A 20,897-nucleotide genomic window follows, 5' to 3' on the forward strand; every position below is an offset into this window, starting at 1 on the left:
GGGCGCACCCCTCCGCGGCGCTCCGCTCCCGGCCCGAGCGCGATGTCGTGATGCCAGGGGCGGGTCAGTGACGTAGTGCCGCGACGGTGCCGCCCCCGTGAGCGCCACGAAGCGCGCGCGAACGCCGCGAAGCGCCCGCGGACGGCGCGAAGCGCGCGAGTGCCGCGCCGGCAGTCCCCGCGAGTACCGCGAAGCGCACGCGCGATCAGCTGAGCTGCGTGCGCTCCACCCAGCCGAGGTACTCCTCGCTGACCGTGCCGGTGACGTACTCGCCGGTGAAGCACGAGAGGTCGAGCTGCTCGATCGAGGTGCCCTCGGTGATCGCCGCCTGGAGGTCGGCGACCTCCTGGTAGATCATGTGGTCGGCGCCGAGCTCGGCCGCGATCTCGGGGATCTTGCGGCCGTGCGCGATGAGCTCCTGACGGCTCGGCATGTTGATGCCGTAGACGTGCGGGAATCGCACGGGAGGCGCGGCCGAGGCGAACGTCACCTTGTTCGCGCCGGCGTCGCGGGCCATCTGCACGATCTGCTGCGAGGTGGTGCCGCGCACGATCGAGTCGTCGACGATGAGGATGTTCTTGCCGCGGAACTCGGTGCCCATCGCGTTGAGCTTCTGGCGCACCGAGCGCTTGCGCTCGGCCTGGCCCGGCATGATGAAGGTGCGGCCGACGTATCGGTTCTTGTAGAAGCCCTCGCGGTACTCGATGCCGAGCTTCTGCGCGACCTGCATCGCCGACGGGCGCGACGAGTCGGGGATCGGCATGACGACGTCGATGTCGCCGAGGGGCATGTGCGTCGCGACGGTGCCGGCGAGCCGGTCGCCCATGCGCAGCCGCGACTCGTAGACCGAGATGCCGTTCATGACCGAGTCGGGGCGGGCGAGGTAGACGTACTCGAACGAGCACGGCACGAGCGTGGGGCTCTTCGCGCACTGGCGCGAGATCATCTCGCCGTCGAGGGTGATGAAGATCGCCTCGCCGGGCTCGACGTCGCGCACGATCTCGTAGTCGCCGTTCTCGAGCACGAGCGACTCGGAGGCGACGATCCACTCGTCGCGGCCGGCCTCGGTCACGCGCTTGCCGAGGATGAGCGGGCGGATGCCGAAGGGGTCGCGGAACGCGAGCAGGCCGTAGCCGGCGATCATCGAGATGACCGCGTAGGAGCCCTCGACGCGCTCGTGCACGTTCGCGACGGCTTCGAAGATCTGGTCGGGGTCGAGCTCGAGGCCCTTGATCTGGCCCTGGAGCTCGGTCGCGAGCACGTTCAGCAGCATCTCGGTGTCGCTCGTCGAGTTCACGTGGCGGCGGTCGATCGAGAACAGCTCGCTCGAGAGCTCGCGCGTGTTCGTGAGGTTGCCGTTGTGCACGAGGATGATGCCGTACGGCGCGTTCACGTAGAACGGCTGCGCCTCCTCCTCGCGCTCGGCGGCGCCCTTCGTCGTGTAGCGCACGTGGCCGAGGCCCATGTTGCCGATGAGCGAGCGCATGTCGCGGGTGCGGAACGCCTCGCGCACCTGTCCCCGCGCCTTCGCCATGTGGAAGACGGGGCCGTCGGCGGTGGCGATGCCCGTCGAGTCCTGCCCGCGGTGCTGCAGGAGGAGCAGGCTGTCGTAGATCTGCTGGTTGACGGGCTCGGTGGAGACGATGCCGACGATGCCGCACATGCGAGCGATGGCTCCTCGTGGGGGTGTGGTGAACGGCCGGAACCGGCCTCGTCGATTCTCCCATACTGCGCGGGTGAGCCCGCCGCATGCGGCCGCCTGCTCAGATGCGCAGCTTGGGTCGCCATCCGCGCGTCGAGACGGCGAGCTCGTTCCACGCGTTCACCGAGACCAGGAGGGCGAGCAGCGCCGCCAGCTCGTCGTCGGTGAACTGCGCGGATGCCTCGTGCCACACCTCGTCGGGGACGTGGGTCTCCGACAGCCGGGTGACCGCGTCCGCGAGGGCGAACGCCGCGCGCTCGCGCGCCGTGAAGAAGTTCGACTCGGGCCAGACGGCGACGGCGTACAGCCGCTGCACGTGCTCGCCGGCGGTCGCCGCGTCGCGCGAGTGCAGGTCGACGCAGTACGAGCAGCCGTTCAGCTGCGAGGCGCGCAGGCGCACGAGCTCGCGCAGTCCCTGCTCGATGCCGGCGCGGTCCGCCTCGGCCTCCGCGGCCTCGTCGAGCGCGCTCACCGCGCGGACGAACGCCGGTGCGACCCCGTCGAGGTCGAGTCGGCGCACCGGTGCGACGGGATCGGTGGAGGTGGTGGTCTGTGCGGTCGTCATGGTCATGGGAATCACGCTACGGAGGGGCGGTCGCGCTGGTAACGTCCAATTCCATGGCACGGGATTGGGCCGATTCAGGATTGGATCTCCACCTCGAGCTCGATCCGCGGCGCAAGGTCGCCTCGCTCGAGCAGGCGCTGCGCGCGGCGATCGTCGAGCACCGGCTCGAACCCGGCACGCGGCTGCCGCCGAGCCGCGGCCTCGCGGCCGATCTCGGCCTCGCCCGCAACAGCGTCGCCGAGGTCTACGCGAGGCTCATCGGCGAGGGGCGGCTCGAGGCGCGGGTCGGCTCGGGCACCTGGGTGCGCGGCGTGCCCGAGCCGGCCGCCGGGGCGCGGGTCGACCGTTCGACGCGCTTCGACCTCGACCTGCGCGGCGGGCTCCCCGACGCCTCGGGGTTCGCCCGCTCGGCCTGGGGCCGCGCGGTCGCCCGGGCGCTCGCCGAGGCGCCCGCCGCCGCCTTCGCGTACGGGGCGCCCGAAGGCGCCCTCGAGCTCCGCCGGGCCCTCGCCGAGTACCTCGCGCGCACCCGCGGCGTCGTCACGGGTGCGGAGGACGTGGTCGTCACGCACGGCTTCGGGGAGCTGCTCTCGCTCGTCGCCCGGGCGCTCGCGGCCCGCGGGAGCCGCCGCATCGCCGTCGAGGCGTACGGGCACGCCTCGCACCGCGAGGTGCTCGCCGCGGCCGGGCTCGACCCCGTGCCGGTCGCGCTCGACGCCGACGGGCTCGTGGTCGAGCGGCTCGCGGGCCTCGGCGTCGACGCCGTCCTCGTCACCCCCGCCCACCAGTTCCCGACCGGGGTGCCGCTCTCGGCCCGGCGCCGGGCGGCGCTCGGCGAGTGGGCGCGCGCCTCGGGGGCGGTCGTGATCGAGGACGACTACGACGGCGAGTTCCGCTTCGACGGGCGGGCGATCGGGGCGTTCCAGGCGCTCGCTCCCTCGCAGACCGTCTACGGCGGCACCGCGAGCAAGTCGCTCTCGCCCGCGCTCGGCATCGGCTGGGGGGTCGTGCCGTCGACGCTGCGCGACGAGGTGCTCGCGCAGCGACGGCTGAGCGGCTCGGCGACCGACGCCCTCTCGCAGCTCGCCCTCGCCGCGCTCGTCGCCGCGGGCGACTACGACCGCGCGGTGCGCGGGGCGCGCCTGCGCTACCGGGCCCGGCGCGAGCGGTTCGAGCGCCTCATCGCCGACGGCCTGCCCGGCACCCGGGTCGCCGGGCTCGAGGCGGGCCTGCACTGCCTGCTCGAGTTGCCGGACGGCGTCGGCGAGGCCGACGTCGAGCGAGCGGGTGCGGCGATCGGCCTGCGCTACGGCGGACTGGCCGGCTACGCCGCCGACGCCGTCACGGCGGGCTCGCGGCCGCCGACGATGGTCGTCGGCTACGGCGCCCCGCCCGAGCACCGCTTCGACCGGGCCGTCGCGGCGGTGATCGCCTCGGTCGAGGCCGCGCGCACCGGACTCGCGTGAGCCGCCTCAGTACTCCGAGGGCTTCGGCAGCACCGCCATCGTGCAGCGCGAGATGCAGACGAGCTTGCCGTCCTCCTGCGTGATCCTGATCTCCCACACCTGGGTCGTGCGCCCGCGCGTCAGCGGCGTCGCCTCGCCGTAGACCCAGCCCTCGGCGATCGGGCGCACGTGGTTCGCGTTGATCTCCATGCCGACGCAGTAGAACTGCGCGGGGTCGACGGTGAACGTGGCGCCCCAGCTCGCGAGGGTCTCGGCGAGGGCGACGGATGCCCCGCCGTGCAGCACTCCGCCCGGCTGGCGCGTGCGCCCGTCGACCGGCATGCGGCCCTTCAAGGAGGTCTCGGTGATCTCGGTCATCTCGATGCCGAGGGCGCGCAGCGCCGTGCCCTCGCTCCGGGAGTTCGCCCACTCGACCCGGGGGTCGCCGTGCCAGATGCTCATTCCACCGAGTCTGGCACCGGCACCCGGCCTCAGGCCAGTTCGGCGATGATCGGGTGGATGGCGTCGTCGAACGCCGAGGCATCCGAACGCAGCGTGTCGGTGACCGCGACGGTCATCGCGCCGATCCACCAGACCCCGACGCCCGCGAGCGGCAGCACCTCGACGTTGAGCTCGAAGGAGTGCGCCCGGCGGCCGACCTCGCGCTCGTGCTCGGCGATCGTCCCGGCGTAGGCGCGATACGAGTTGCCGAGGCGCGCGGCCGAGACGCTGCGGTAGTTGTCGTGCGCCCACTCGGCCCAGGAACGGGCCGCCTCGGCGTGCGGCACGACCGCGGCCGCGAGCACCTCGGCGCCCGAAGTGGGCAGCGCGACCTCGGTGTCGAAGGCGGGCACGAGCTCGAGCGGCACGGGCGAGGGATGCGCCTCGGGTTCGACGGTCATCGCCCACCAGGCGCGCCACTGGCGTTCGAGCAGGTCGTGCCGGTCGATCTCGAGCCGGTCGCCGACCGCGCCGACGTCGCGCAGCCGCGGCAGCTCGACCGGGGAGGCGATCGCGAGCACCTCGCGCAGGTAGAGGGCGAGCAGTACCGGGCGACTCGCGTTCTCACGGATCACCCACGATGGTGCGGCCCCCGGTGCCATGGTCGAATTCTACGCTCGCCTGCTGCGCACCGGCCCGGTGGAGCCGGGCGACACGCCGTCGCCCGAGCACGGGTACCCTTGACGGGTGAGCGCGAACTCGTCATATGCCGCTGCCGGAGTCGACACCCGGGCGGGGGATCTCGCCGTCGAACTCATGAAGGAGGCGGTCGCCGCCACCCACGGGCCGAACGTGCTCGGCGGGGTCGGCGGGTTCGCCGGCCTCTTCGACCTCTCGTTCGTCAAGGACTACGAGAAGCCGCTGCTCGCGACCTCGACCGACGGCGTCGGCACGAAGATCGCGATCGCGCAGGCGCTCGACAAGCACGACACCATCGGCCAGGACCTGGTGGGCATGGTCGTCGACGACATCGTCGTGGTCGGTGCGAAGCCGCTGTTCATGACCGACTACATCGCCTGCGGCAAGGTCGTGCCCGAGCGCATCGCCTCGATCGTCACCGGGATCGCCCGCGCCTGCGCCGACACCGGCACCGCCCTCGTCGGCGGCGAGACGGCCGAGCACCCCGGCCTCATGGGTGCCGACGACTACGACGTCGCGGGCGCCGCGGTCGGCGTCGTCGAGGGCGACCGCCTGCTCGGCGCCGAGCGCGTCGTCGAGGGCGACGTCGTCATCGCGATCGAGTCGAGCGGCCTGCACTCCAACGGCTTCTCGCTCGTGCGCCACATCCTGAACGCGAAGGGCATCGGCTACACCGACGCCTCCGCCGAGCTCGGCACCAGCTGGGGCGAGGCGCTGCTCGAGCCGACCCGCCTCTACACCGGCCCGCTCGTCCAGCTGCTCGCCGGCGCCAACGGCACGGCCGTGCACTCGCTCTCGCACGTCACGGGCGGCGGCATCGCCGCGAACCTCGCCCGCGTGCTGCCGCTCGGCTCGCGCGTCGAGCTCGACCGCGGCACCTGGTCGCCCGCTCCCGTCTTCCGCGTGCTCAACGCGCTCGCCGGCACCACGCTCGAATCGACCGAGGGCACCTGGAACCTCGGCATCGGCTTCTTCGCCGTCGTCGACGCGGCGGCCGCTCCCGCGGTCATCGCCGAGCTCGGCACCCTCGGGCTCCCCGCCTGGCAGGCCGGCACGGTCGCCTTCGGCGATGCGGCGACGGCCGCGGCCGACGGCTGGGAGCAGGGCGCCAAGGGCGTCGACGGCGGCGCGGTGCGCCTGGTCGGCTCCTACGCGGGCTGAGCGCCGGCATGCGCCCCCGCGTCTCGTTCGGCATCATCGGCACGACGGATGCCTCAGCCGTCGCCGCGCTCGCACCCCGTCTCGAACGGCTCGGCTTCGCGACCCTGTGGGTGAACGACGTGCCCGGCGGCGACTCGCTCGCGCGCCTGCGGGCTGCGGCGGCGCGCACCGAGCGACTGCAGCTCGCGACGGGCATCATCCCGATCGACCGGCGGCCCGTGGCGACGCTCGACCTCGACGGCATCCCGGCCGAGCGCACCGCCCTCGGCATCGGGTCGGGGCGCGCCGAGCGGCCGCTCGGCCTCATGCGCGACGGCATCGCCGAGCTGCGGGAGCGGAGCGAGGCATCCATCGTGCTCGGCGCGCTCGGGCCCCGGATGCGACGCCTCGGAGCCGAGCTCGCCGACGGAGTGCTGCTCAACTGGCTGACGCCCGCGGCCGCGACCGCCGCGACGGCCGAACAGCGCGCGGCGGCGGCCTCAGCGGGTCGTTCGCCCGAGGACGGCCGGGTCGTGACCTACGTCCGCACCATCGCCGACGAGCAGGCGCGCCCGGCGCTCGAGCTCGAGGCGCACCGGTACGAGCAGGTGCCCGCCTATGCGGCGAACTTCGCCCGGCTCGGCACCGGCGCGCTCGACGCCACGATCTCGACGGCCGCGCGGCTCGCCGACTACCGTGCCGACGGCGTCGCCGACGAGGTGGTCGTGCGAGCGATCACCCCGGCGAACTCGCTCGCCGAACTCGAGCGCTTCGCCGAGACGGTCGCCGGATGGCTCGCCGAGACGGCCGCCGACGCGCGCCTCAGCGAGGAGTGACGAGAGTCGATGAGGTGCGTCGGTGACCGTGACGGTGGCGACTACGCGCGCTGTTCGCGCTGTTCGTCGCCCGCGACATAGGTGTCGTCATCGTCGGCGTACTCCGCCCACTTCGACGCCTCATCGCTGTAATCGTCATGCTGCGAGCTCGTGAGCTCGCGCTCAAGCGCGTTGTAGTCGGTGTTCGGGCTGAAGTACTTCAGCTCCCGAGCGACCTTGGTGTGCTTGGCTTTCTGACGGCCGCGCCCCATGCGTGACCCCCTTACGACATCTGGCCGGGTGGGATTTGGTCTTCACCCGGCGCTCATCTGATAAATGAATTCGTCCAGCCGCCAGTTTAGCACCGCGGATCGCACCCGACGGCGGTCTCCACAGCACGCCCGATGTCGTTCGGCCGACGTGCTGCGAGCACACAGGCAGACGTGCTGAGATTGGGGTGTGAACACGAGCCCCGAACGCGTCAAGGTGGTCGTGATCGGGGCCGGTCAAGCGGGTCTCTCGGTCGCGTACTACCTCCGCCGGTTCGAGCTCGTCGCCGGGCAGGACTTCGTCATGCTCGATCGCGCACCCGGACCGGGCGGCGCGTGGCAGCACCGCTGGTCGTCGCTCCGGCTCGGCACCGCGCACCGGGTGAACGACCTCCCCGGCCTCGGCGACCTCGGCCTCAGCTTCGACACCGCCGACCGTGCGCTCCCCGCGAAGGACGTCGTCGCCGAGTACTACGGGCGCTTCGAGGAGCATTTCGACCTCCAGGTGCGCCGACCGATGAACGTGCGCTCCGTCTCGAACGAGGGCGTCGACCTCCTCGTGCGCTACGAAGACCTGAGCCCCCAGCCCATCGAGGAGCTGAAGACCCGCGGACTCTTCGGCCGGCGGCGCAAGACGTTCGAGGCGCCGCAGGCCGCCGAGGCGCCGCAGCTCGAGATCTCGACCCAGTTCCTCGTCAACGCGACGGGCACCTGGGGGTCGCCGTTCGTGCCGTTCTACCCGGGCATGGGCGAGTTCGCCGGGCGGCACCTGCACACCTCCGACTTCACCTCGGCCGAGGACTTCCGCGACCAGCACGTCGTCGTCGTGGGCGGCGGCACGAGCGCGATCGGGTTCATGCTCGAGCTCGAGGACGTGGCCGCCGGGCTCACCTGGGTGTCGCGTCGCCCGATCGACTGGATCGACCGGCAGGAGCTCGACCTCGAGGGCGCCTCGGCCGCCGTCGCCATGCAGGACGAGGCGGCGCGCTCGGGGCGGGCGCTCCCGTCGATCGTGAGCGGCACCGGCGTGCCGAAGAGCCGCCGCATCGCCGCCGGCATCGAGCGCGGGCTGCTCGTCGCCCGCCCGATGTTCGACCGCATCGAAGGCGACCGCATCGTCTGGGACGGCGAGCAGCAGGGCACGGCCCGCGCCGATGCGATCATCTGGGCGACGGGGTTCCGGCCTGAGCTGCGCCACCTCGCACCGCTGAAGCTCCGCGAGAAGGCGGGCGGCGTGACCGTCGGGCAGGGCGCCGCCTGGAGCGACCCCCGCGTCTTCCTCGCCGGGTACGGGCCGCAGGCCTCGACGATCGGCGCGAGTCGGGCGGGCCGCATGATCGCCCGCCAGATCATGGCGATGCTCTAGCGGGCGACGGGGTCGCGGTCGGGCGCGCTACTCGGCCGGAGGCGGCGTCGGCTGCGCGAACTCGTACGACTCGCGCACGAGCTCGGCCAGCACGTCGAGGTCGACGTCGGCCAGGTCCTTCAGGTAGAGGCAGCCGACCCCGGTGGTGTGCGGGCCGAGGCGCTCGAGCAGCTCGGGCCGCTCGGTGAGCCCCGGCACGAGGTACACCGTCGAGGCCGTCTTCCGCGGCGAGAACGCCGCCGCCGGCGTCGTGCCCTCGCGCCCGCTGTCGTAGCGGTAGTGGTACTCGCCGAACCCGACGATCGACGGGCCCCACATGTAGGCGGTCTCGCCGGTCACGCGCTCCATCAGGGCGAGGAGCGTCGCGGCGTCGCGCCGGCGCACCCGATGCGTCACCCCGTCGAGGAAGACCTCCACCGGGACATCCGTGCGCCCTGTCGCCATGCCCGGAGCCTACTCGCCCCCGCGCCGCCTACCGCCCGCGCTTCGCATCGCTCTCGGCGAGCGGGCGCCGGGGCACCGGGCGCCGCGGCTCACCGCGCCGGTCCTGACCGGGCAGCGGGCGCGAACGCCGGCCGTACAGCAGGTCGGAGGAGTCGAGCAGCCAAGGCACGAGCGCGACCGTGACGCCGTGCACGAGCATGAGCTTCTGCCGGATGCGACGGGCCTTGTGGTTGTGCAGGATGTTCTCCCACCAGTGCCCGACGATGTACTGCGGCATGTAGACCGTGATCACCTCGGAGCCGTGCTCCTCGCGGTGCTGCTTGATGTACTGGATGAGCGGGTGGCTGAGGTCGCGGTAGGGCGACGACAGGATGCGCAGCTTCACGTGGATGTTCATCTTCACCCACTCCTTCTTCAGCTGCTTCGTCTGCGCCTCGTCGATCGAGACGTGCACGGCCTCGAGCGAGTCGTGGCGGGCGGCGATCGCGTAGTCGAGCGCCTTCAGCGTCGGCTTCTGCATGCGGCCCACGAGCACGATCGCGTGGTCGCCGGTCGAGCCGAACGTCGTCGTCGGGTCGACCTCGATCTCGCGCTCGACGTCGCGGTAGTACCGGTGCACGCCCATCATCAGGAAGAACAGGATCGGCATCAGCACGAACACGATCCAGGCTCCGTGGGTGAACTTCGTGACCGTGACCACGATCAGCACGACCGCGGTCATCGCGGCCCCGATGGCGTTGATCACGAGGGCGCGCACGATCGCGCCGCGCGTGAGCGGCTTCGCCCCCTCGGCGAGCGCCTGCGACTGGGCCTGGGTGGGCGCCTGCGCCTTGCCGCTGCGCGAGGGGTGCGAGCGATCGGGCGCCCGCAGTGCCCGCAGCCAGTGGCGCACCATGCCGGTCTGCCCGAGCGTGAACGACACGAACACGCCGATGATGTAGAGCTGGATGAGCACCGTCAGGTTCGCCTGGAACACGATCAGGATGACCGAGGCCGCGAGCGCGAGGATGAGCACGCCGTTCGAGTAGATGAGGCGGTCGCCACGGGTCGAGAGCGACTTCGGGGCGTAGCCGTCGCGGGCGAGCACCGAGCCGAGCAGGGGGAAGCCGTTGAACGCGGTGTTCGCCGCGAGCAGCAGCACGAGCGCCGTCGCGGCCTGGATGACGTAGAAGAAGACCGTCGAGTCGCCGAACGTCGCCGCCGCGACCTGCGCGATGAGACTGCGCTGCGGCTCGGTCTCGCACCCGGCCCAGCCGATGAGGTGGCACGGGTCCTCGGCGTAGTGCACCTGGGAGACGATCGCGAGTGCGGTGAGGCCCGCGAACAGCACGATGGCGATGCCGCCCATGAGCACGAGCGTGCGCTGGGCGTTGCGCACCTTCGGCACCCGGAAGGCCGGGACGCCGTTGGAGATCGCCTCGACGCCGGTGAGCGCGGAGCATCCGCTCGCGAAGGAGCGCAGGAGGAGCAGGATCATCGCCGCCTGCGTCATCTGCTCGGCCTGCACCTCGTAGCCCGCCGACTCGGCGACCGGGGGGTCGCCGAGGATCGTGCGGCCGAGTCCGACGACGACCATCACGAAGACGCTGCCGATGAAGAGGTACGTCGGCACGGCGAACGCCTTCGACGACTCGCTCACGCCGCGCAGGTTGATCGCGGCGAGGATCACGACGAAGAGCACCGCGAGCTCGACGCGGAACGGGTCGAGCTCGGGGATCGCGGAGATGATGTTGTCGACGCCCGAGGCGACCGACACGACGACGGTCATGACGTAGTCGACGAGGAGCGCCGAGGCCACCACGAGGCCGGCCTTCTCGCCGAGGTTGCGGTGCGCGACCTCGTAGTCGCCGCCGCCCGATGGGTACGCCCTGATGAGCTGCCGGTAGCTCGCGACGACCGTCACGAGCAGCACGACGACCGCGAGCGCGACCCACGGGGCGAAGCTCAGGAAGGCGAGCCCGCCCACCATCAGGATCATGAGGAGCTCCTGCGGCGCGTAGGCCACTGAGGAGAGGGGGTCGCTCGCGAAGATCGGCAGCGCCAGGTGCTTCGGAAGCAGCTGCCCCTCGAGCTTCTCGGTGGGCAGGGGGTCGCCGATGATCCAGTGCTTCGGCGACTTCAGTTCTGCAGGCGGTTCGCCCGCGTCGTTCGTCACGGCGGATGACACTACTCCCGGGGAAGCGAATGTCAAGACGGGCTTGCTAGAGTTGGTCCGCTCTGCCCCATTCACCGAACTCCGGGAGCCACCGTGAACCGTGCGACGCAGCTCGCACGCGGCGCTGCGACGGCCTCGGTCGCGCTGTTCCTCGCGGCGTTCTCGCACGGCGTCGCCGGCGGCGAGTCCCCGGGCGGGGTCGGGCTGGCGCTCGCCGCGATCGTGGCGCTCGGCGCCTCGGTCGCCTTCGTCGGCCGCCGCACCACCCCCGTGCGCACCGCACTCGCGGTGATCGTCAGCCAGGGCGCGTTCCACCTGCTCTTCGGCGTGGGCGCCGGCGCCGGCACGGGCGAGTTCGCGGTGAGCGGTGCGGGGCACCACCAGACGGTCGCGTTCGTCGACGCGGGCGGCGCTGCGGCGCACGCCGGGCACGCGGCGCACGCGGGCCTCGGCGACGGCGCGATGCTCGCCGGTCACGCGCTCGCCGCGGTGCTCACGATCGTCTACCTCCTCGCCGTCGAGCGGGTCGCCTGGGCGGCGCTCGCCGCGGCGACCCGACGCTTCGTGCTCATGCTCAGCGGTCGCGCCGCCGAGCCGGTGCCCGTCGCCGACCGCTCCGTCCGTGCGCGGCTCGGCGCCGTGGCGGCGCCGCGGCTCAGCTCGCGACTCCGCTTCGCCGCACTCCGCTACCGCGGCCCGCCGTCCCTCCTCGCCTTCGCCTGACCCTCCGCCGTTCGGCGGAACATCACGAAGACTCCGGATGCCTCGCGCCCCACGTGGCGCGGCACGCCGTCCGTCCGGAGCACGAGGAGAGAGACTCCCGAATGAACCAGCGCACCACCGCCGCGACCATCGCGGCCCCTGCCAACCGCCTCCGCGCCGCCCTCGTCGCGGCCGCCGCGATCACCTTCGCCGCCGCGCTCGCCCTGACCGGCGGCACCGCCGCGCAGGCGCACGACGAGCTCATCGGCTCGAGCCCCGAGCCCGGCCAGATGTTCGAGACGTCGCCCGCCGAGGTCTCGCTCGAGTTCTCGAACGACATCATCGAGGTCGGCACCGCCGTCGTCGTGGTCGACCACCACGGCGAGGAGATCGAGGTCGGCGACCCCGTCATCACGGGTCCGACCGTCACCGCGAGCCTGCCCGCCGACCTCTCGGGCGAGTACCAGGCGCGCTGGCGCGCGGTGTCGAGCGACGGCCACCCCATCGAGGGCACGATCGACTTCGGCGTGGGCGCCGACGCGACCGGCACCTGGACCGAGGAGCCCCCGCACGACGACGCCGCCGCGAGCGACGACGCCGACGAGCACGCCGACGGGCACGAGGAGGGCGACCACGCTGAGGGCGACCACGCCGAGGACACCGCCGCGGGCCCCGACGGCTGGGCCATCGCCGGATTCGTGGTCGGCGGCCTCGGCGTCATCGCGCTGATCGTCGCGGTCATCGTGAACGCGCGTCGGAAGAGCGCCGGTCCCGGTGCGGGCGACGGCCCCACGGCGGGCAGCGGCCCCGACGCCGGCAACGGCCCGACCGCCTGAGCCGCGGGGAACGATCATCATGCAGCGACACACCGCGATCACCCCTGCCCTCGGGGCGGCCCTCGCCGCCCTCCTGCTGCTCTCGGGCTGCGCCGGCACCGCCGGCGCCGCCGCGGGCGAGACCGCCGCACCTTCGGCCGCGGCCGAAGCGGCGGCATCCGTCACCGTCGAGGAGGCCTGGGTCAAGGCCGCCGACGACGGCATGACCGCCCTCTTCGGCGAGCTCGTGAACGACGGCACGGCCGACGTCACCCTCGTCGGCGCCATGACCGACGCCGCCGAGACGGCCGAGCTGCACGAGACCGTCGAGTCCGACGGCACCATGCAGATGCGCCAGAAGGAGGGCGGCTTCGAGCTGCCCGCCGGCGAGACCTTCGCGCTCGAGCCGGGCGCGAACCACGTCATGCTCATGGGCCTCGCCGCCCCCGCGCTCGCGGGCGACGAGGTCACCGTCACCCTCGAGTTCTCGGACGGCTCGACGCTCGACGTCACCGCGCCCGTGAAGGACTACGCCGGAGCGAACGAGCAGTACGACGACGGGCACGAGGCGCACTGATGACCGGCGAACCCGGCGGCTCCGGGTTCTCGCGGCGGCAGCTCCTGCTCGGAGGTGCCGCCGCGGCCGGAGCCGGCGCGGCGAGCGTGCTCGGGGCGCAGGCGGTCGGCGGGGCCCTCGCGGGCACCGCCGGCTCCGGCTCCGCGGGTGCCGGCGAGTCGGCGGCCGCGGCGGCCGCCCGTGAGACCGCCGTCGGCGAGGCGATCGTGCCGTTCCACGGCGCCCGCCAGGCCGGCATCGAGACCCCGCCGCAGGCGCACGCCCGCTTCATCGCCCTCGACCTCGCGCCCGAGATCGACGCCGACGCGATCCGGCGGATGCTGCGGGTGCTGAGCGACGACGCGGCGCGCATCACGCAGGGGCGCGCGCCGCTCGCCGACACCGAGCCCGAGCTCGCCCTCATGCCTGCGCGGCTGACGGTGACGTTCGGGTTCGGCCCGGGGCTCGTCGCGCGCGCCGGCGGCGTCGCGCCCGAGTGGCTGCGCCCGCTGCCCGCGTTCGGCATCGACCGGTTGCGGCCCGAGTTGAGCGGCGGCGACCTGCTCATCCACCTCGGTGCCGACGACCCCGTGACCGTGGCGCATGCGGCCCGCATGCTGCTGAAGGACGCCCGCTCGTTCGCGAGCGTGCGCTGGTCGCAGCAGGGGTTCCGGCGGGCGGCGGGCGCCGAGGCGTCCGGTTCGACGATGCGCAACCTCTTCGGGCAGCTCGACGGCACCGTCAACCCGGCCCCGGGCACCGACGACTTCGACGAGCTCGTCTGGTCGGCCGGCGAGCCGTCGTGGCTCGCGGGCGGCACCTCGATGGTGCTGCGTCGCATCGCGATGGACCTCGACGGCTGGGACCGCGTCGACCGGCCCGGCCGCGAGGCCTCGGTCGGGCGCAAGCTCGGCAGCGGCGCCCCACTCACCGGCGAGCACGAGCACGACGAACCCGACTTCGAGGCGCTGACCCCGGTCGGCTTCCCCGTGATCGGCGACTTCTCGCACCTGCGGCGCTCGCGCAGCGAGGTGCCGGGCGAGCGCATCTTCCGGCGCGGGTACAACTACGACGAGTCACCGGCCGACGGCTCGATCTCGGATGCGGGGCTGCTGTTCGCCTCGTACCAGGCCGACGTCGACCGGCAGTTCGTGCCGATCCAGCGGCGGCTCGACGAGCTCGACCTGCTGAACGAGTGGACGACGCCGATCGGCTCGGCGGTCTTCGCGATCCCGCCGGGCTGCGCCGAGGGCGGGTACGTCGGCGACACGCTCGTCTGACGCGTGCCGCTGCTCGTGCAGGAGAATTGCACTGAACCGACCTGTCAGCAAGGGATGGGGCCTTTTCTCCTGCACGAGCAGCACGAGCAGCAGGGTTCGGGGTCAGCGGAACGCGAGGTACGCGGCCGCCGCCGCGCCGATGCCGAGCACGAGCGTGACGGCGACGTTCAGCACCGCCGCGCGCCAGCGGCCGCCCGTGGCGAGCTCGATCGTCTCGACGCTCCAGGTGCTGAACGTCGTGAGGCCGCCGCAGAAGCCGGTGACGAGCACGAGCCGCAGGTCGCCGTCGAGCGCCGCACGCTCGGCGAGGCCGATGAGCGCACCCGCGACGCCCGAGCCGACGACGTTCACGATCAGGATGCCGCCGGGCAGGTGGCCCGGGCGCACGGGGAACGCCTTCGACAGGAGATAGCGCAGGAGTGCGCCGACGGCGCCCGCCCCGAGCACGGCGGCGACGACGAGCGGGCTCAGCGCCCCGCTCACAGGGTGGCCCCCGCGTCGCTGACCTCGTGGGGCATCGGGCGGTGCGCGAGCCGCGAACCGAGCTTCAGGCCGAGCACGGCGAGCAGCAGGCCGCCCAGCACCGACGCGAGAAGGTAGAGGGCGGCGAGCCACGGCTCGCCCTCACGGGTGAGCACGAGGAGCGACGCCATCACGGCCGAGAGGGTGGTGAACGAGCCGATGAGGCCCGAACCGAGCCCGGCCTTCAGCCACGCGGGCGTCGTCGGCCTCGTCCACAGCCCGCCCACGAGCCAGCCGAGGGCGAAGGTGCCGACGAGGTTCACGACGAGCGTCTCGATCGGGAACTCGGCGTCGCCGTGCGGGAACGCGAGATCGAAGCCGAGCCTGAGGCCCGTGCCGGCCACGCCGCCGACCGCGACCGCGAGGAGCGTCAGGGCGGGGGAGGAGCGCACCACTCGAGGTTACGCCCCGCGGCCGCCGCCGGTCGGGCGACCCGGGGCGTGTGCGAGCTCGGCGACCCAGTCGTTCGTGCGCAGCACGCGGCCGCCGACCTCGAAGTCCTCTTCGCCGAGCAGGGTGAAGCCGGCCTTGCGGCAGACGGCGTTCGACGCGGGGTTGTCGACCGAGGGGTAGGCGTGCACGGGCAGCGTCTCGCCGGCGACGCGCGCCGCTTCGAGCATCAGCCGCACGGCGGCCGGCGCGATGCCGTGACCCCGGTATGCGGCCTCGACCGACCAGCCGCTCTCGAGTGCGGGGGCGCCGCGCCACTCGTGCTGCCAGTAGCCGACGATGCCGACGCCCTCGGGGTGCCCCGCGATGGTGATGCGGAACTGCTGCCCGCGCCCATCGGGGGCGAGCCGCAGGTACCGCTCGTGCCGGGCCCGCACCTGCTCGTCGCTCTCGACGCCGCCGACCCAGTTCATGAGCTCGGGCGTGTTCGCCCGGCGCAGGAGGTCGAGGTCGCCCTCGGACCACGGGTGCAGCACGACCCCGACGTCGGGCGTGCCGCCGGTCGTGCCGTCATGGCTGCTCATGGTCCCATCGAAGCACGCCCCACCGACCCGGGCGCCGTTCCGTCCCGAGTGCGGCGTGGTCGGTGGGGGTCGGTCGTCGGAACCGCTGCCCGACTCGCCTCAGGGACGAGTGAGCGTCGCGAGCACGTCGGCGTGCACCTGCGCGAGGCGAGCCCGCAGCAGGGTGACCGTCTCGGGCGGCACGAGCCCCTGGTGGGCCTGGGTGCGCAGTTCGGTGCGCAGGCGCTGGCGGAACTCGTTGAGCACGAGGTCGGCCTCGTGCACGGCTCGCGTCGACTCGACCCGCGCGTCGACGCCGGCCCGCGAGTCGTCGCCGTCGCCGACCCTGGTCGACGAGCCGGAACCGGCGTCGGAGCCGGCACGGCCCCCGGCCTCGGCGGCCGTCGCGGAGCCGGCGGAGCGCTTGGCCTCGCGGGCGGCGCTCGCGAGCTCGGCGCGGAGCGTGCGCATCGCGTCGTTGACCTCGGCGCGCACGCCCTCGGCGAGGCGCCGCACCGAGTCGGTCACCTCGTCCTCGATGGCGTCGAGCTCGTGCCTGCGCGCGTCGAGCTCGGTGCGGCCGGCGTCGGTGATCTCGTAGACGGTCTTGCGGCCGTCGCTCGACTTCGTGACGAGCCCCTCCTCCTCGAGCTTCGAGAGACGGGGGTAGATCGTGCCGGCGCTCGGCGAGTACGTGCCGCCGAACCGATCGGAGAGCGCCTGGATCAGCTCGTACCCGTGCCGAGGCCGCTCTTCGAGGAGCGCCAGCAGGTAGAGACGGAGGCTGCCGTGGGCGAAGACGGGCGGAGTCATGCGGATGCCTCGTCACTGCGCTGGTTCGACGGAGCCGCGCTGCCCGTTCCAGTGCCGCCCTCGTCGGCCGGCCCGTGCTCCGCCGCGGCCCCCGCGGCCCCCGCGGCCCCGGCGGCCCCTGCGGGCTGCGTGACCGGCTCGCGTCGGATCACCGAGATCGAGCCCGAGACGCTGTTCGCGCCGAAGTCGAGCCAGCGGCCGGCCAGCTCGCCCGTCACGCGCTCGAAGCCCTTGCCGAGCACGCCCTTGATGGTGGTGTCGTCGATGAGCACCGTGCCGCCGACCGTGTTGACGCGGTAGCGCGCACCGCTGCCGCCGTCGAAGCGCACGGTGAGGTCGCCCGCGACCGTGTTGGTGTCGATGCGGTCGGGGGTGCCGAACGCGTCGAGCATCATGTTGCCCGAGACCGTGTCGACGTTGAACGACCGCACGTCGCCCGTCGCGACGATGTCGCCCGAGACCGAGTGGGCTGTGATGCGGCCGGTGTGGTCGCCGACCGAGATCTCGCCCGAGACGCTCGAGAGCTCGACGTCGCCCTCGTGGTTGTCGAGCACGAGCTCGCCCGAGACGGTGCTGAGCTTGGCGTCGGTCGTGAAGCCCGAGACGAGCGCGTCGCCCGACACGACGCCCAGCTTCAGGGCGACGTCGCGCGGCGCGAGGATCGAGACCTGCGCCTTCGCATTGCCGGCCCAGCCCTTGAACGCCTCGATGAAGTTGTCCCAGCGGAGCTGCGGGTGGTCGATCTCGAGCGTGTCGCCGTCGATGCGCACCATCAGGTCCTTGCCGGTGACGCCCGAGATCTCGACCCGGGCGCCGGGCTCGTCGTGCGCGATGAGGTCGACCTTGCCGCCGATGAGGCCGACCTTGAGCTTGCGGACGAGCTCGAGGTCGATGACCCGTGACTGGCCGGGGGTGATGACCCACTTCTCGATCGTCATGTCGTGGTGCTCCTTCGTGTCAGAGGGGATGCCCGCGGCATCCGGACCCTCTTGAAATCTCTGTATCGCGATATATCGCGTTCGCGACAATCTCACGATATATCGCGTTTCCTCCAGATGCAAGCGATCCGCGGATGCCTCGTGCTTGACATTGACGCAGCGTCAAGTTCTACCGTGGAGAACACGAGAGAGGAGGCCGAACGTGGACTGGTCGATCCAGGAGATCGCGAAGCTCGCCGGCACGACGAGCCGCACGCTGCGTCACTACGACGAGCTCGGGCTGCTCGCACCGAGCCGCATCGCGTCGAACGGGTACCGCCACTACGACGAGCGCGCGCTCGTCCGGCTGCAGCGCATCCTGCTGCTGCGCGAGCTCGGTCTCGGGCTGCCCGCCATCGGCGAGGTGCTCGAGGGCGACGCCGCCGAGGCGCAGGCGCTCACGGCCCATCTCGGCTGGCTCCGCCAGGAGCAGCATCGGCTGGCGCGGCAGATCGCGTCGGTCGAGACGACGATCGAACGACTGGAAGGAGGTGAACGACTCATGGCAGAGGAGATGTTCGACGGCTTCGACCACACCCGGTACAAGGAGGAGGTCGAGGAGCGCTGGGGCACGGAGGCGTACGCGAGCGGCGACCGCTGGTGGCGCGGCCTCGGCGAGGCCGGGCAGCGCGAGTGGAAGGCTCGCCTCGCCGAGCTCAACCGCGACTGGATCGCGGCGGCCGGGTCGGGTGTGGCGCCCGACGGCGCCGAGGGGCAGGCGCTCGCGAAGCGCCACGTCGAGTGGCTGACCGCCGTTCCGGGCACGCCCGCGGCGGTGCCGGGCGGCGACATCGCGGCATACGTCATCGGGCTCGGCGAGATGTACGTCGCCGACCCGCGCTTCGGCGCGAACTACGGCGGCACCGAGGGTGCCGAGTTCGTGCGCGACGCCCTGCGCGCGTACGCCGAGCGCGAGCTGTAGCCGCAGCTGTAGCCGCGTGCGGTGTCGCTGCGGCCTCCGAGGTGTCCCGGCCTCGGAGGCCGCAGCCGTCTAGTTCGCCCCCGCCGGTTCCACCGCGGGAGTCGCGGCGGTGCCGGTGCCGACATCGGCGCGGGGCATCCGCTTCGGCTTCTCGGGCACGGCGAAGAAGGGGAGCGTGAGACCGCAGAGCGGGCCGATGAGCAGTGCGAACGCGAGGGTGCCGAAGCCGACGTCGCCGCCGAGCATCCAGCCGATCGCGAGCACCGTGACCTCGACGATCGTGCGACCGACCCAGATCGGCCAGCCGGTGCGCGCGTGGATGCCGGTCATGAGGCCGTCGCGCGGGCCGGGCCCGAAGCGGCTGCCGATGTAGAGGCCGCTCGCGACGGCGAGCAGCAGCAGGCCGCCGGTGAACAGCAGGATCTTCTGCCAGAGCTCGGGCGGCGTCTGGATGAACCAGAGCCCGAGCTCGATGCTCGGGCCGATCAGCAGGATGTTGAGCACCGTGCCGACGCCGGGCTTCTGCCGCAGCGGGATCCACAGCAGGAGGACCGCCAGGCCGATGAGGTTCGTGAGCCAGCCGATGCCGATGCCGGTGAGGTTCGAGAAGCCCTGGGCGAAGACCGTCCAGGGGTCGACGCCGAGGGCGGCGCGGATCAGCATCGCGTCGGCGATGCCGTAGAGCACGAGCCCGATGAGCAGTTGGGGAATACGGCGGAGCATGGATACATCCAATTTCACGATTGGACTGTAAGCAAGTAGCCAATTCCACTAAAGTGGCTTGCATGACGGATGCCACGCTCAGCGCCCGTGCGCTCGAGAACCTCCTCGGCGACTGGCGCGGCGCCGCCCGCGGTGCCGCCTACCTCGCGCTCGCCGAGCGGGTGCGCCTGCTCATCCTCGACGGCCGGGTGAGCGTCGAGACGCGCCTGCCCGCGGAGCGCGAGCTCGCCGAACGGCTCGGCCTCAGCCGCACGACCGTCACGGCCGCCTACCGGCATCTGCGCGAGCAGGGCCTGCTTCGGAGTCTTCGCGGCTCGGGCAGCGTCGCCCGCCTGCCCGGGGCGCCCGCGGCGATGCCCGCGCCGCCGGCCTCGCTCGAGATCGACCTCTCGAAGGCGGCGCCGCCGGCGCTGCCGTGGCTCGCCGAGGTCGCCCGCGAAGCCGCCGACGAACTGCCGGCCCACCTCGGCGACTCGGGCTTCGACCCCGTCGGCACCCCCGCGCTGCGCCAGGCGATCGCCGATCGCTACGCCCTGCGAGGCCTGCCGACCTCGCCCGAGCAGATCATGGTCACGATCGGCGCGCAGCACGCGATCGCCCTGCTCTCGCGCGTGCTCGTCGGTCGCGGCGACCGTGCCGTCATCGAGGCGCCGACGTATCCGCACGCGTACGAGGCGCTCCGCGTCGCCGGCGCCCGCCTCGTCACCGTGCCCGTCAGCCCGCACGACGCGATCGCCGGAGCCGACGACGAGGTGGAGGCGCTCGAGCGCGCCTTCGCCCGCACCAACCCCTCGACGGCGTACCTCATGCCCGACTTCCAGAACCCCACGGGTCGCAGCCTCGGCGAGGCGGGTCGCGAGCGGGTGCTCGACGCGGCGGCCCGCCAGGGCACCGTCGTCCTCGCCGACGAGACGACGGCCGAACTCGACATCGACCGCGCGTTCGACCCGCTGCCGCTCGCCGCGTACGGGCCGCCCGGCACGGCCGTGCTCATCGGCTCGGTCGGCAAGACCGTCTGGGGCGGCGTCAGGATCGGGTGGATCCGCGCCGAGCCCACGCTCATCCGCAAGCTCGTCGCCGTGCGCGCGCCCGGCGACCTCGGCACGCCCATCCTCGAGCAGCTGCTCGTCACCCGGCTGATGCCGCGGATGGACGAGATCCTCGCCCTTCGCCGCGCCGAGCTGCGCGCCGGGCGCGACCGCCTCGAGGAGCTCATCGCGGAGGCGTTCCCCGAGTGGCACGTGCCGCACGTCGACGGCGGCATCGCGACCTGGATCGGCATCGGCGCGCCCGTGAGCTCGCAGCTCGCGCTCGCCGCACGTTCGCAGGGGCTGCTCATCGCGGCCGGGCCCCGCTTCGGCATCGACGGCGCCTTCGAGCGCTTCCTCCGCCTGCCGATCTGCCAGCCCGTCGCCGAGACCGAGGCGGCCGTGCAGGCGCTGCGCGTGGCCTGGGAGTCGATGGCCGGCATGCCCGCGGTCGACGCCGGGCTGCTGCCGGCGGTCGTGTAGCGCGACGGCTTCCCGGGCTGCCAGGGGCTTCCGGGATCGAAGTGCCCCGGTGCCGGGCTCCGGTGTCCGGGCGCGCGAGTGC

General features: G+C 72.8%; 23 protein-coding genes. 10 read left to right on the forward strand and 13 right to left on the reverse strand.

The window, feature by feature from the left end; genetic code table 11:
• Positions 1-205: 205 nt before the first annotated feature.
• A complete protein-coding gene (purF, locus tag ACFVSL_RS17480) occupies positions 206-1,663 on the reverse strand; it encodes an amidophosphoribosyltransferase (protein ID WP_386942258.1) in 1,458 nt (485 codons plus the stop codon).
• A gap of 100 nt (positions 1,664-1,763) precedes the next feature.
• Positions 1,764-2,273 carry a carboxymuconolactone decarboxylase family protein gene (locus ACFVSL_RS17485; RefSeq protein ID WP_386942259.1) on the reverse strand — a complete coding sequence of 170 codons (510 nt, stop codon included), beginning with the start codon at positions 2,271-2,273 and terminating at the stop codon, positions 1,764-1,766.
• 74 nt (positions 2,274-2,347) lie between these two features.
• Here ACFVSL_RS17485 and ACFVSL_RS17490 point away from each other — a divergent pair, with 74 nt between their 5' ends.
• Positions 2,348-3,733, forward strand: coding sequence for a PLP-dependent aminotransferase family protein (locus ACFVSL_RS17490; protein ID WP_386942260.1), 1,386 nt, complete (start codon positions 2,348-2,350; stop codon positions 3,731-3,733).
• A 6-nt stretch (positions 3,734-3,739) separates the two neighbouring features.
• On the opposite strand, the gene ACFVSL_RS17495 is transcribed toward ACFVSL_RS17490, so the two are convergent.
• Complete coding sequence (locus tag ACFVSL_RS17495; protein ID WP_386942261.1) at positions 3,740-4,174, reverse strand: PaaI family thioesterase; 435 nt, start codon at positions 4,172-4,174, stop codon at positions 3,740-3,742.
• A gap of 29 nt (positions 4,175-4,203) precedes the next feature.
• Positions 4,204-4,815, reverse strand: coding sequence for a zinc-binding alcohol dehydrogenase (locus ACFVSL_RS17500; RefSeq protein WP_386942262.1), 612 nt, complete (start codon positions 4,813-4,815; stop codon positions 4,204-4,206).
• Positions 4,816-4,900: 85 nt separating this feature from the next.
• Between ACFVSL_RS17500 and purM the strand changes: the two genes are divergently transcribed.
• Together purM and ACFVSL_RS17510 are read left to right on the forward strand one after the other, a co-directional pair.
• Positions 4,901-6,013: a phosphoribosylformylglycinamidine cyclo-ligase gene (gene purM, locus ACFVSL_RS17505; RefSeq protein WP_386942263.1), complete on the forward strand. Its 1,113-nt coding sequence runs from the start codon at positions 4,901-4,903 to the stop codon at positions 6,011-6,013.
• Between the two features lie 8 nt (positions 6,014-6,021).
• Positions 6,022-6,828: an LLM class flavin-dependent oxidoreductase gene (locus ACFVSL_RS17510; protein ID WP_386942264.1), complete on the forward strand. Its 807-nt coding sequence runs from the start codon at positions 6,022-6,024 to the stop codon at positions 6,826-6,828.
• A 41-nt stretch (positions 6,829-6,869) separates the two neighbouring features.
• Here the strand turns inward: ACFVSL_RS17510 and ACFVSL_RS17515 are convergent, their stop codons facing one another.
• Positions 6,870-7,079, reverse strand: a complete 210-nt coding sequence (locus ACFVSL_RS17515) for a DUF3073 domain-containing protein (RefSeq protein WP_386942265.1) — start codon at positions 7,077-7,079, stop codon at positions 6,870-6,872.
• Between the two features lie 187 nt (positions 7,080-7,266).
• On the opposite strand from ACFVSL_RS17515, the gene ACFVSL_RS17520 reads away from it, so the two are divergent.
• Positions 7,267-8,442, forward strand: a complete 1,176-nt coding sequence (locus tag ACFVSL_RS17520) for an FAD-dependent oxidoreductase (RefSeq protein WP_386942266.1) — start codon at positions 7,267-7,269, stop codon at positions 8,440-8,442.
• A 27-nt stretch (positions 8,443-8,469) separates the two neighbouring features.
• On the opposite strand, the gene ACFVSL_RS17525 is transcribed toward ACFVSL_RS17520, so the two are convergent.
• Positions 8,470-8,886, reverse strand: coding sequence for a DUF1801 domain-containing protein (locus ACFVSL_RS17525; protein WP_386942267.1), 417 nt, complete (start codon positions 8,884-8,886; stop codon positions 8,470-8,472).
• Positions 8,887-8,914: 28 nt separating this feature from the next.
• Positions 8,915-11,041 (reverse strand): APC family permease, encoded by a 2,127-nt coding sequence (locus ACFVSL_RS17530; RefSeq protein ID WP_386942268.1) that lies wholly within the window; start codon positions 11,039-11,041, stop codon positions 8,915-8,917.
• Positions 11,042-11,134: 93 nt separating this feature from the next.
• Between ACFVSL_RS17530 and ACFVSL_RS17535 the strand changes: the two genes are divergently transcribed.
• From ACFVSL_RS17535 to ACFVSL_RS17550, 4 genes are all read left to right on the forward strand, one after another.
• Positions 11,135-11,764 carry a hypothetical protein gene (locus tag ACFVSL_RS17535; RefSeq protein WP_386942269.1) on the forward strand — a complete coding sequence of 210 codons (630 nt, stop codon included), beginning with the start codon at positions 11,135-11,137 and terminating at the stop codon, positions 11,762-11,764.
• 101 nt (positions 11,765-11,865) lie between these two features.
• Positions 11,866-12,579, forward strand: a complete 714-nt coding sequence (locus ACFVSL_RS17540; RefSeq protein WP_386942270.1) for a copper resistance protein CopC — start codon at positions 11,866-11,868, stop codon at positions 12,577-12,579.
• 19 nt (positions 12,580-12,598) lie between these two features.
• Complete coding sequence (locus tag ACFVSL_RS17545; RefSeq protein ID WP_386942271.1) at positions 12,599-13,135, forward strand: copper chaperone PCu(A)C; 537 nt, start codon at positions 12,599-12,601, stop codon at positions 13,133-13,135.
• Positions 13,135-14,394 carry a Dyp-type peroxidase gene (locus ACFVSL_RS17550; protein ID WP_386942272.1) on the forward strand — a complete coding sequence of 420 codons (1,260 nt, stop codon included), beginning with the start codon at positions 13,135-13,137 and terminating at the stop codon, positions 14,392-14,394. The genes ACFVSL_RS17545 and ACFVSL_RS17550 overlap by 1 nt, the downstream gene beginning before the upstream one ends.
• A 102-nt stretch (positions 14,395-14,496) precedes the next feature.
• On the opposite strand, the gene crcB is transcribed toward ACFVSL_RS17550, so the two are convergent.
• The 5 genes from crcB to ACFVSL_RS17575 all read right to left on the reverse strand — a co-directional run bounded on the left by crcB (position 14,497) and on the right by ACFVSL_RS17575 (position 17,620).
• Positions 14,497-14,877, reverse strand: coding sequence for a fluoride efflux transporter CrcB (gene crcB / locus ACFVSL_RS17555; RefSeq protein WP_386942273.1), 381 nt, complete (start codon positions 14,875-14,877; stop codon positions 14,497-14,499).
• The gene (locus ACFVSL_RS17560) at positions 14,874-15,308 is read right to left on the reverse strand and encodes a fluoride efflux transporter FluC (RefSeq protein ID WP_386942274.1); all 435 of its coding nucleotides are present in this window, start codon (positions 15,306-15,308) and stop codon (positions 14,874-14,876) included. Before ACFVSL_RS17560 ends, crcB begins: the two co-directional genes overlap by 4 nt.
• Positions 15,309-15,317: 9 nt before the next feature.
• Entirely contained in the window at positions 15,318-15,890 is a 573-nt protein-coding gene (locus ACFVSL_RS17565; protein ID WP_386942275.1) for a GNAT family N-acetyltransferase, read from the reverse strand.
• 99 nt (positions 15,891-15,989) lie between these two features.
• On the reverse strand, positions 15,990-16,682 hold the full coding sequence (locus tag ACFVSL_RS17570; RefSeq protein ID WP_386942276.1) for a helix-turn-helix transcriptional regulator: 693 nt from the start codon (positions 16,680-16,682) through the stop codon (positions 15,990-15,992).
• Complete coding sequence (locus tag ACFVSL_RS17575; protein ID WP_386942277.1) at positions 16,679-17,620, reverse strand: DUF4097 family beta strand repeat-containing protein; 942 nt, start codon at positions 17,618-17,620, stop codon at positions 16,679-16,681. Before ACFVSL_RS17575 ends, ACFVSL_RS17570 begins: the two co-directional genes overlap by 4 nt.
• A gap of 202 nt (positions 17,621-17,822) precedes the next feature.
• Here ACFVSL_RS17575 and ACFVSL_RS17580 point away from each other — a divergent pair, with 202 nt between their 5' ends.
• A complete protein-coding gene (locus tag ACFVSL_RS17580; protein WP_386942278.1) occupies positions 17,823-18,581 on the forward strand; it encodes a MerR family transcriptional regulator in 759 nt (252 codons plus the stop codon).
• 69 nt (positions 18,582-18,650) lie between these two features.
• Here ACFVSL_RS17580 and ACFVSL_RS17585 read toward each other — a convergent pair whose 3' ends face one another.
• On the reverse strand, positions 18,651-19,304 hold the full coding sequence (locus tag ACFVSL_RS17585) for a YitT family protein (protein WP_386942279.1): 654 nt from the start codon (positions 19,302-19,304) through the stop codon (positions 18,651-18,653).
• A 62-nt stretch (positions 19,305-19,366) separates the two neighbouring features.
• Here ACFVSL_RS17585 and ACFVSL_RS17590 point away from each other — a divergent pair, with 62 nt between their 5' ends.
• Positions 19,367-20,815: a PLP-dependent aminotransferase family protein gene (locus tag ACFVSL_RS17590; RefSeq protein ID WP_386942280.1), complete on the forward strand. Its 1,449-nt coding sequence runs from the start codon at positions 19,367-19,369 to the stop codon at positions 20,813-20,815.
• Positions 20,816-20,897 lie beyond the last annotated feature (82 nt).

Origin of the sequence: Agromyces sp. NPDC058064, from assembly GCF_042885275.1 — a bacterium.
In the GTDB taxonomy this organism is placed as follows: Bacteria; Actinomycetota; Actinomycetes; order Actinomycetales; family Microbacteriaceae; genus Agromyces.

Excerpts from the sequence above, each read along its gene's own strand:
- ACFVSL_RS17565 (WP_386942275.1), bottom strand. The coding sequence starts at position 15,890 with ATGAGCAGCCATGACGGCACGACCGGCGGCACGCCCGACGTCGGGGTC.
- ACFVSL_RS17570 (WP_386942276.1), bottom strand. The coding sequence starts at position 16,682 with ATGACTCCGCCCGTCTTCGCCCACGGCAGCCTCCGTCTCTACCTGCTG.
- ACFVSL_RS17500 (WP_386942262.1), bottom strand. The coding sequence starts at position 4,815 with ATGGCACCGGGGGCCGCACCATCGTGGGTGATCCGTGAGAACGCGAGT.
- ACFVSL_RS17585 (WP_386942279.1), bottom strand. The coding sequence starts at position 19,304 with ATGCTCCGCCGTATTCCCCAACTGCTCATCGGGCTCGTGCTCTACGGC.
- ACFVSL_RS17510 (WP_386942264.1), top strand. The coding sequence starts at position 6,022 with ATGCGCCCCCGCGTCTCGTTCGGCATCATCGGCACGACGGATGCCTCA.
- ACFVSL_RS17590 (WP_386942280.1), top strand. The coding sequence starts at position 19,367 with ATGACGGATGCCACGCTCAGCGCCCGTGCGCTCGAGAACCTCCTCGGC.
- ACFVSL_RS17525 (WP_386942267.1), bottom strand. The coding sequence starts at position 8,886 with ATGGCGACAGGGCGCACGGATGTCCCGGTGGAGGTCTTCCTCGACGGG.
- ACFVSL_RS17550 (WP_386942272.1), top strand. The coding sequence starts at position 13,135 with ATGACCGGCGAACCCGGCGGCTCCGGGTTCTCGCGGCGGCAGCTCCTG.
- ACFVSL_RS17485 (WP_386942259.1), bottom strand. The coding sequence starts at position 2,273 with ATGACCATGACGACCGCACAGACCACCACCTCCACCGATCCCGTCGCA.
- purF (WP_386942258.1), bottom strand. The coding sequence starts at position 1,663 with ATGTGCGGCATCGTCGGCATCGTCTCCACCGAGCCCGTCAACCAGCAG.
- ACFVSL_RS17545 (WP_386942271.1), top strand. The coding sequence starts at position 12,599 with ATGCAGCGACACACCGCGATCACCCCTGCCCTCGGGGCGGCCCTCGCC.
- ACFVSL_RS17540 (WP_386942270.1), top strand. The coding sequence starts at position 11,866 with ATGAACCAGCGCACCACCGCCGCGACCATCGCGGCCCCTGCCAACCGC.
- ACFVSL_RS17495 (WP_386942261.1), bottom strand. The coding sequence starts at position 4,174 with ATGAGCATCTGGCACGGCGACCCCCGGGTCGAGTGGGCGAACTCCCGG.
- ACFVSL_RS17575 (WP_386942277.1), bottom strand. The coding sequence starts at position 17,620 with ATGACGATCGAGAAGTGGGTCATCACCCCCGGCCAGTCACGGGTCATC.
- ACFVSL_RS17515 (WP_386942265.1), bottom strand. The coding sequence starts at position 7,079 with ATGGGGCGCGGCCGTCAGAAAGCCAAGCACACCAAGGTCGCTCGGGAG.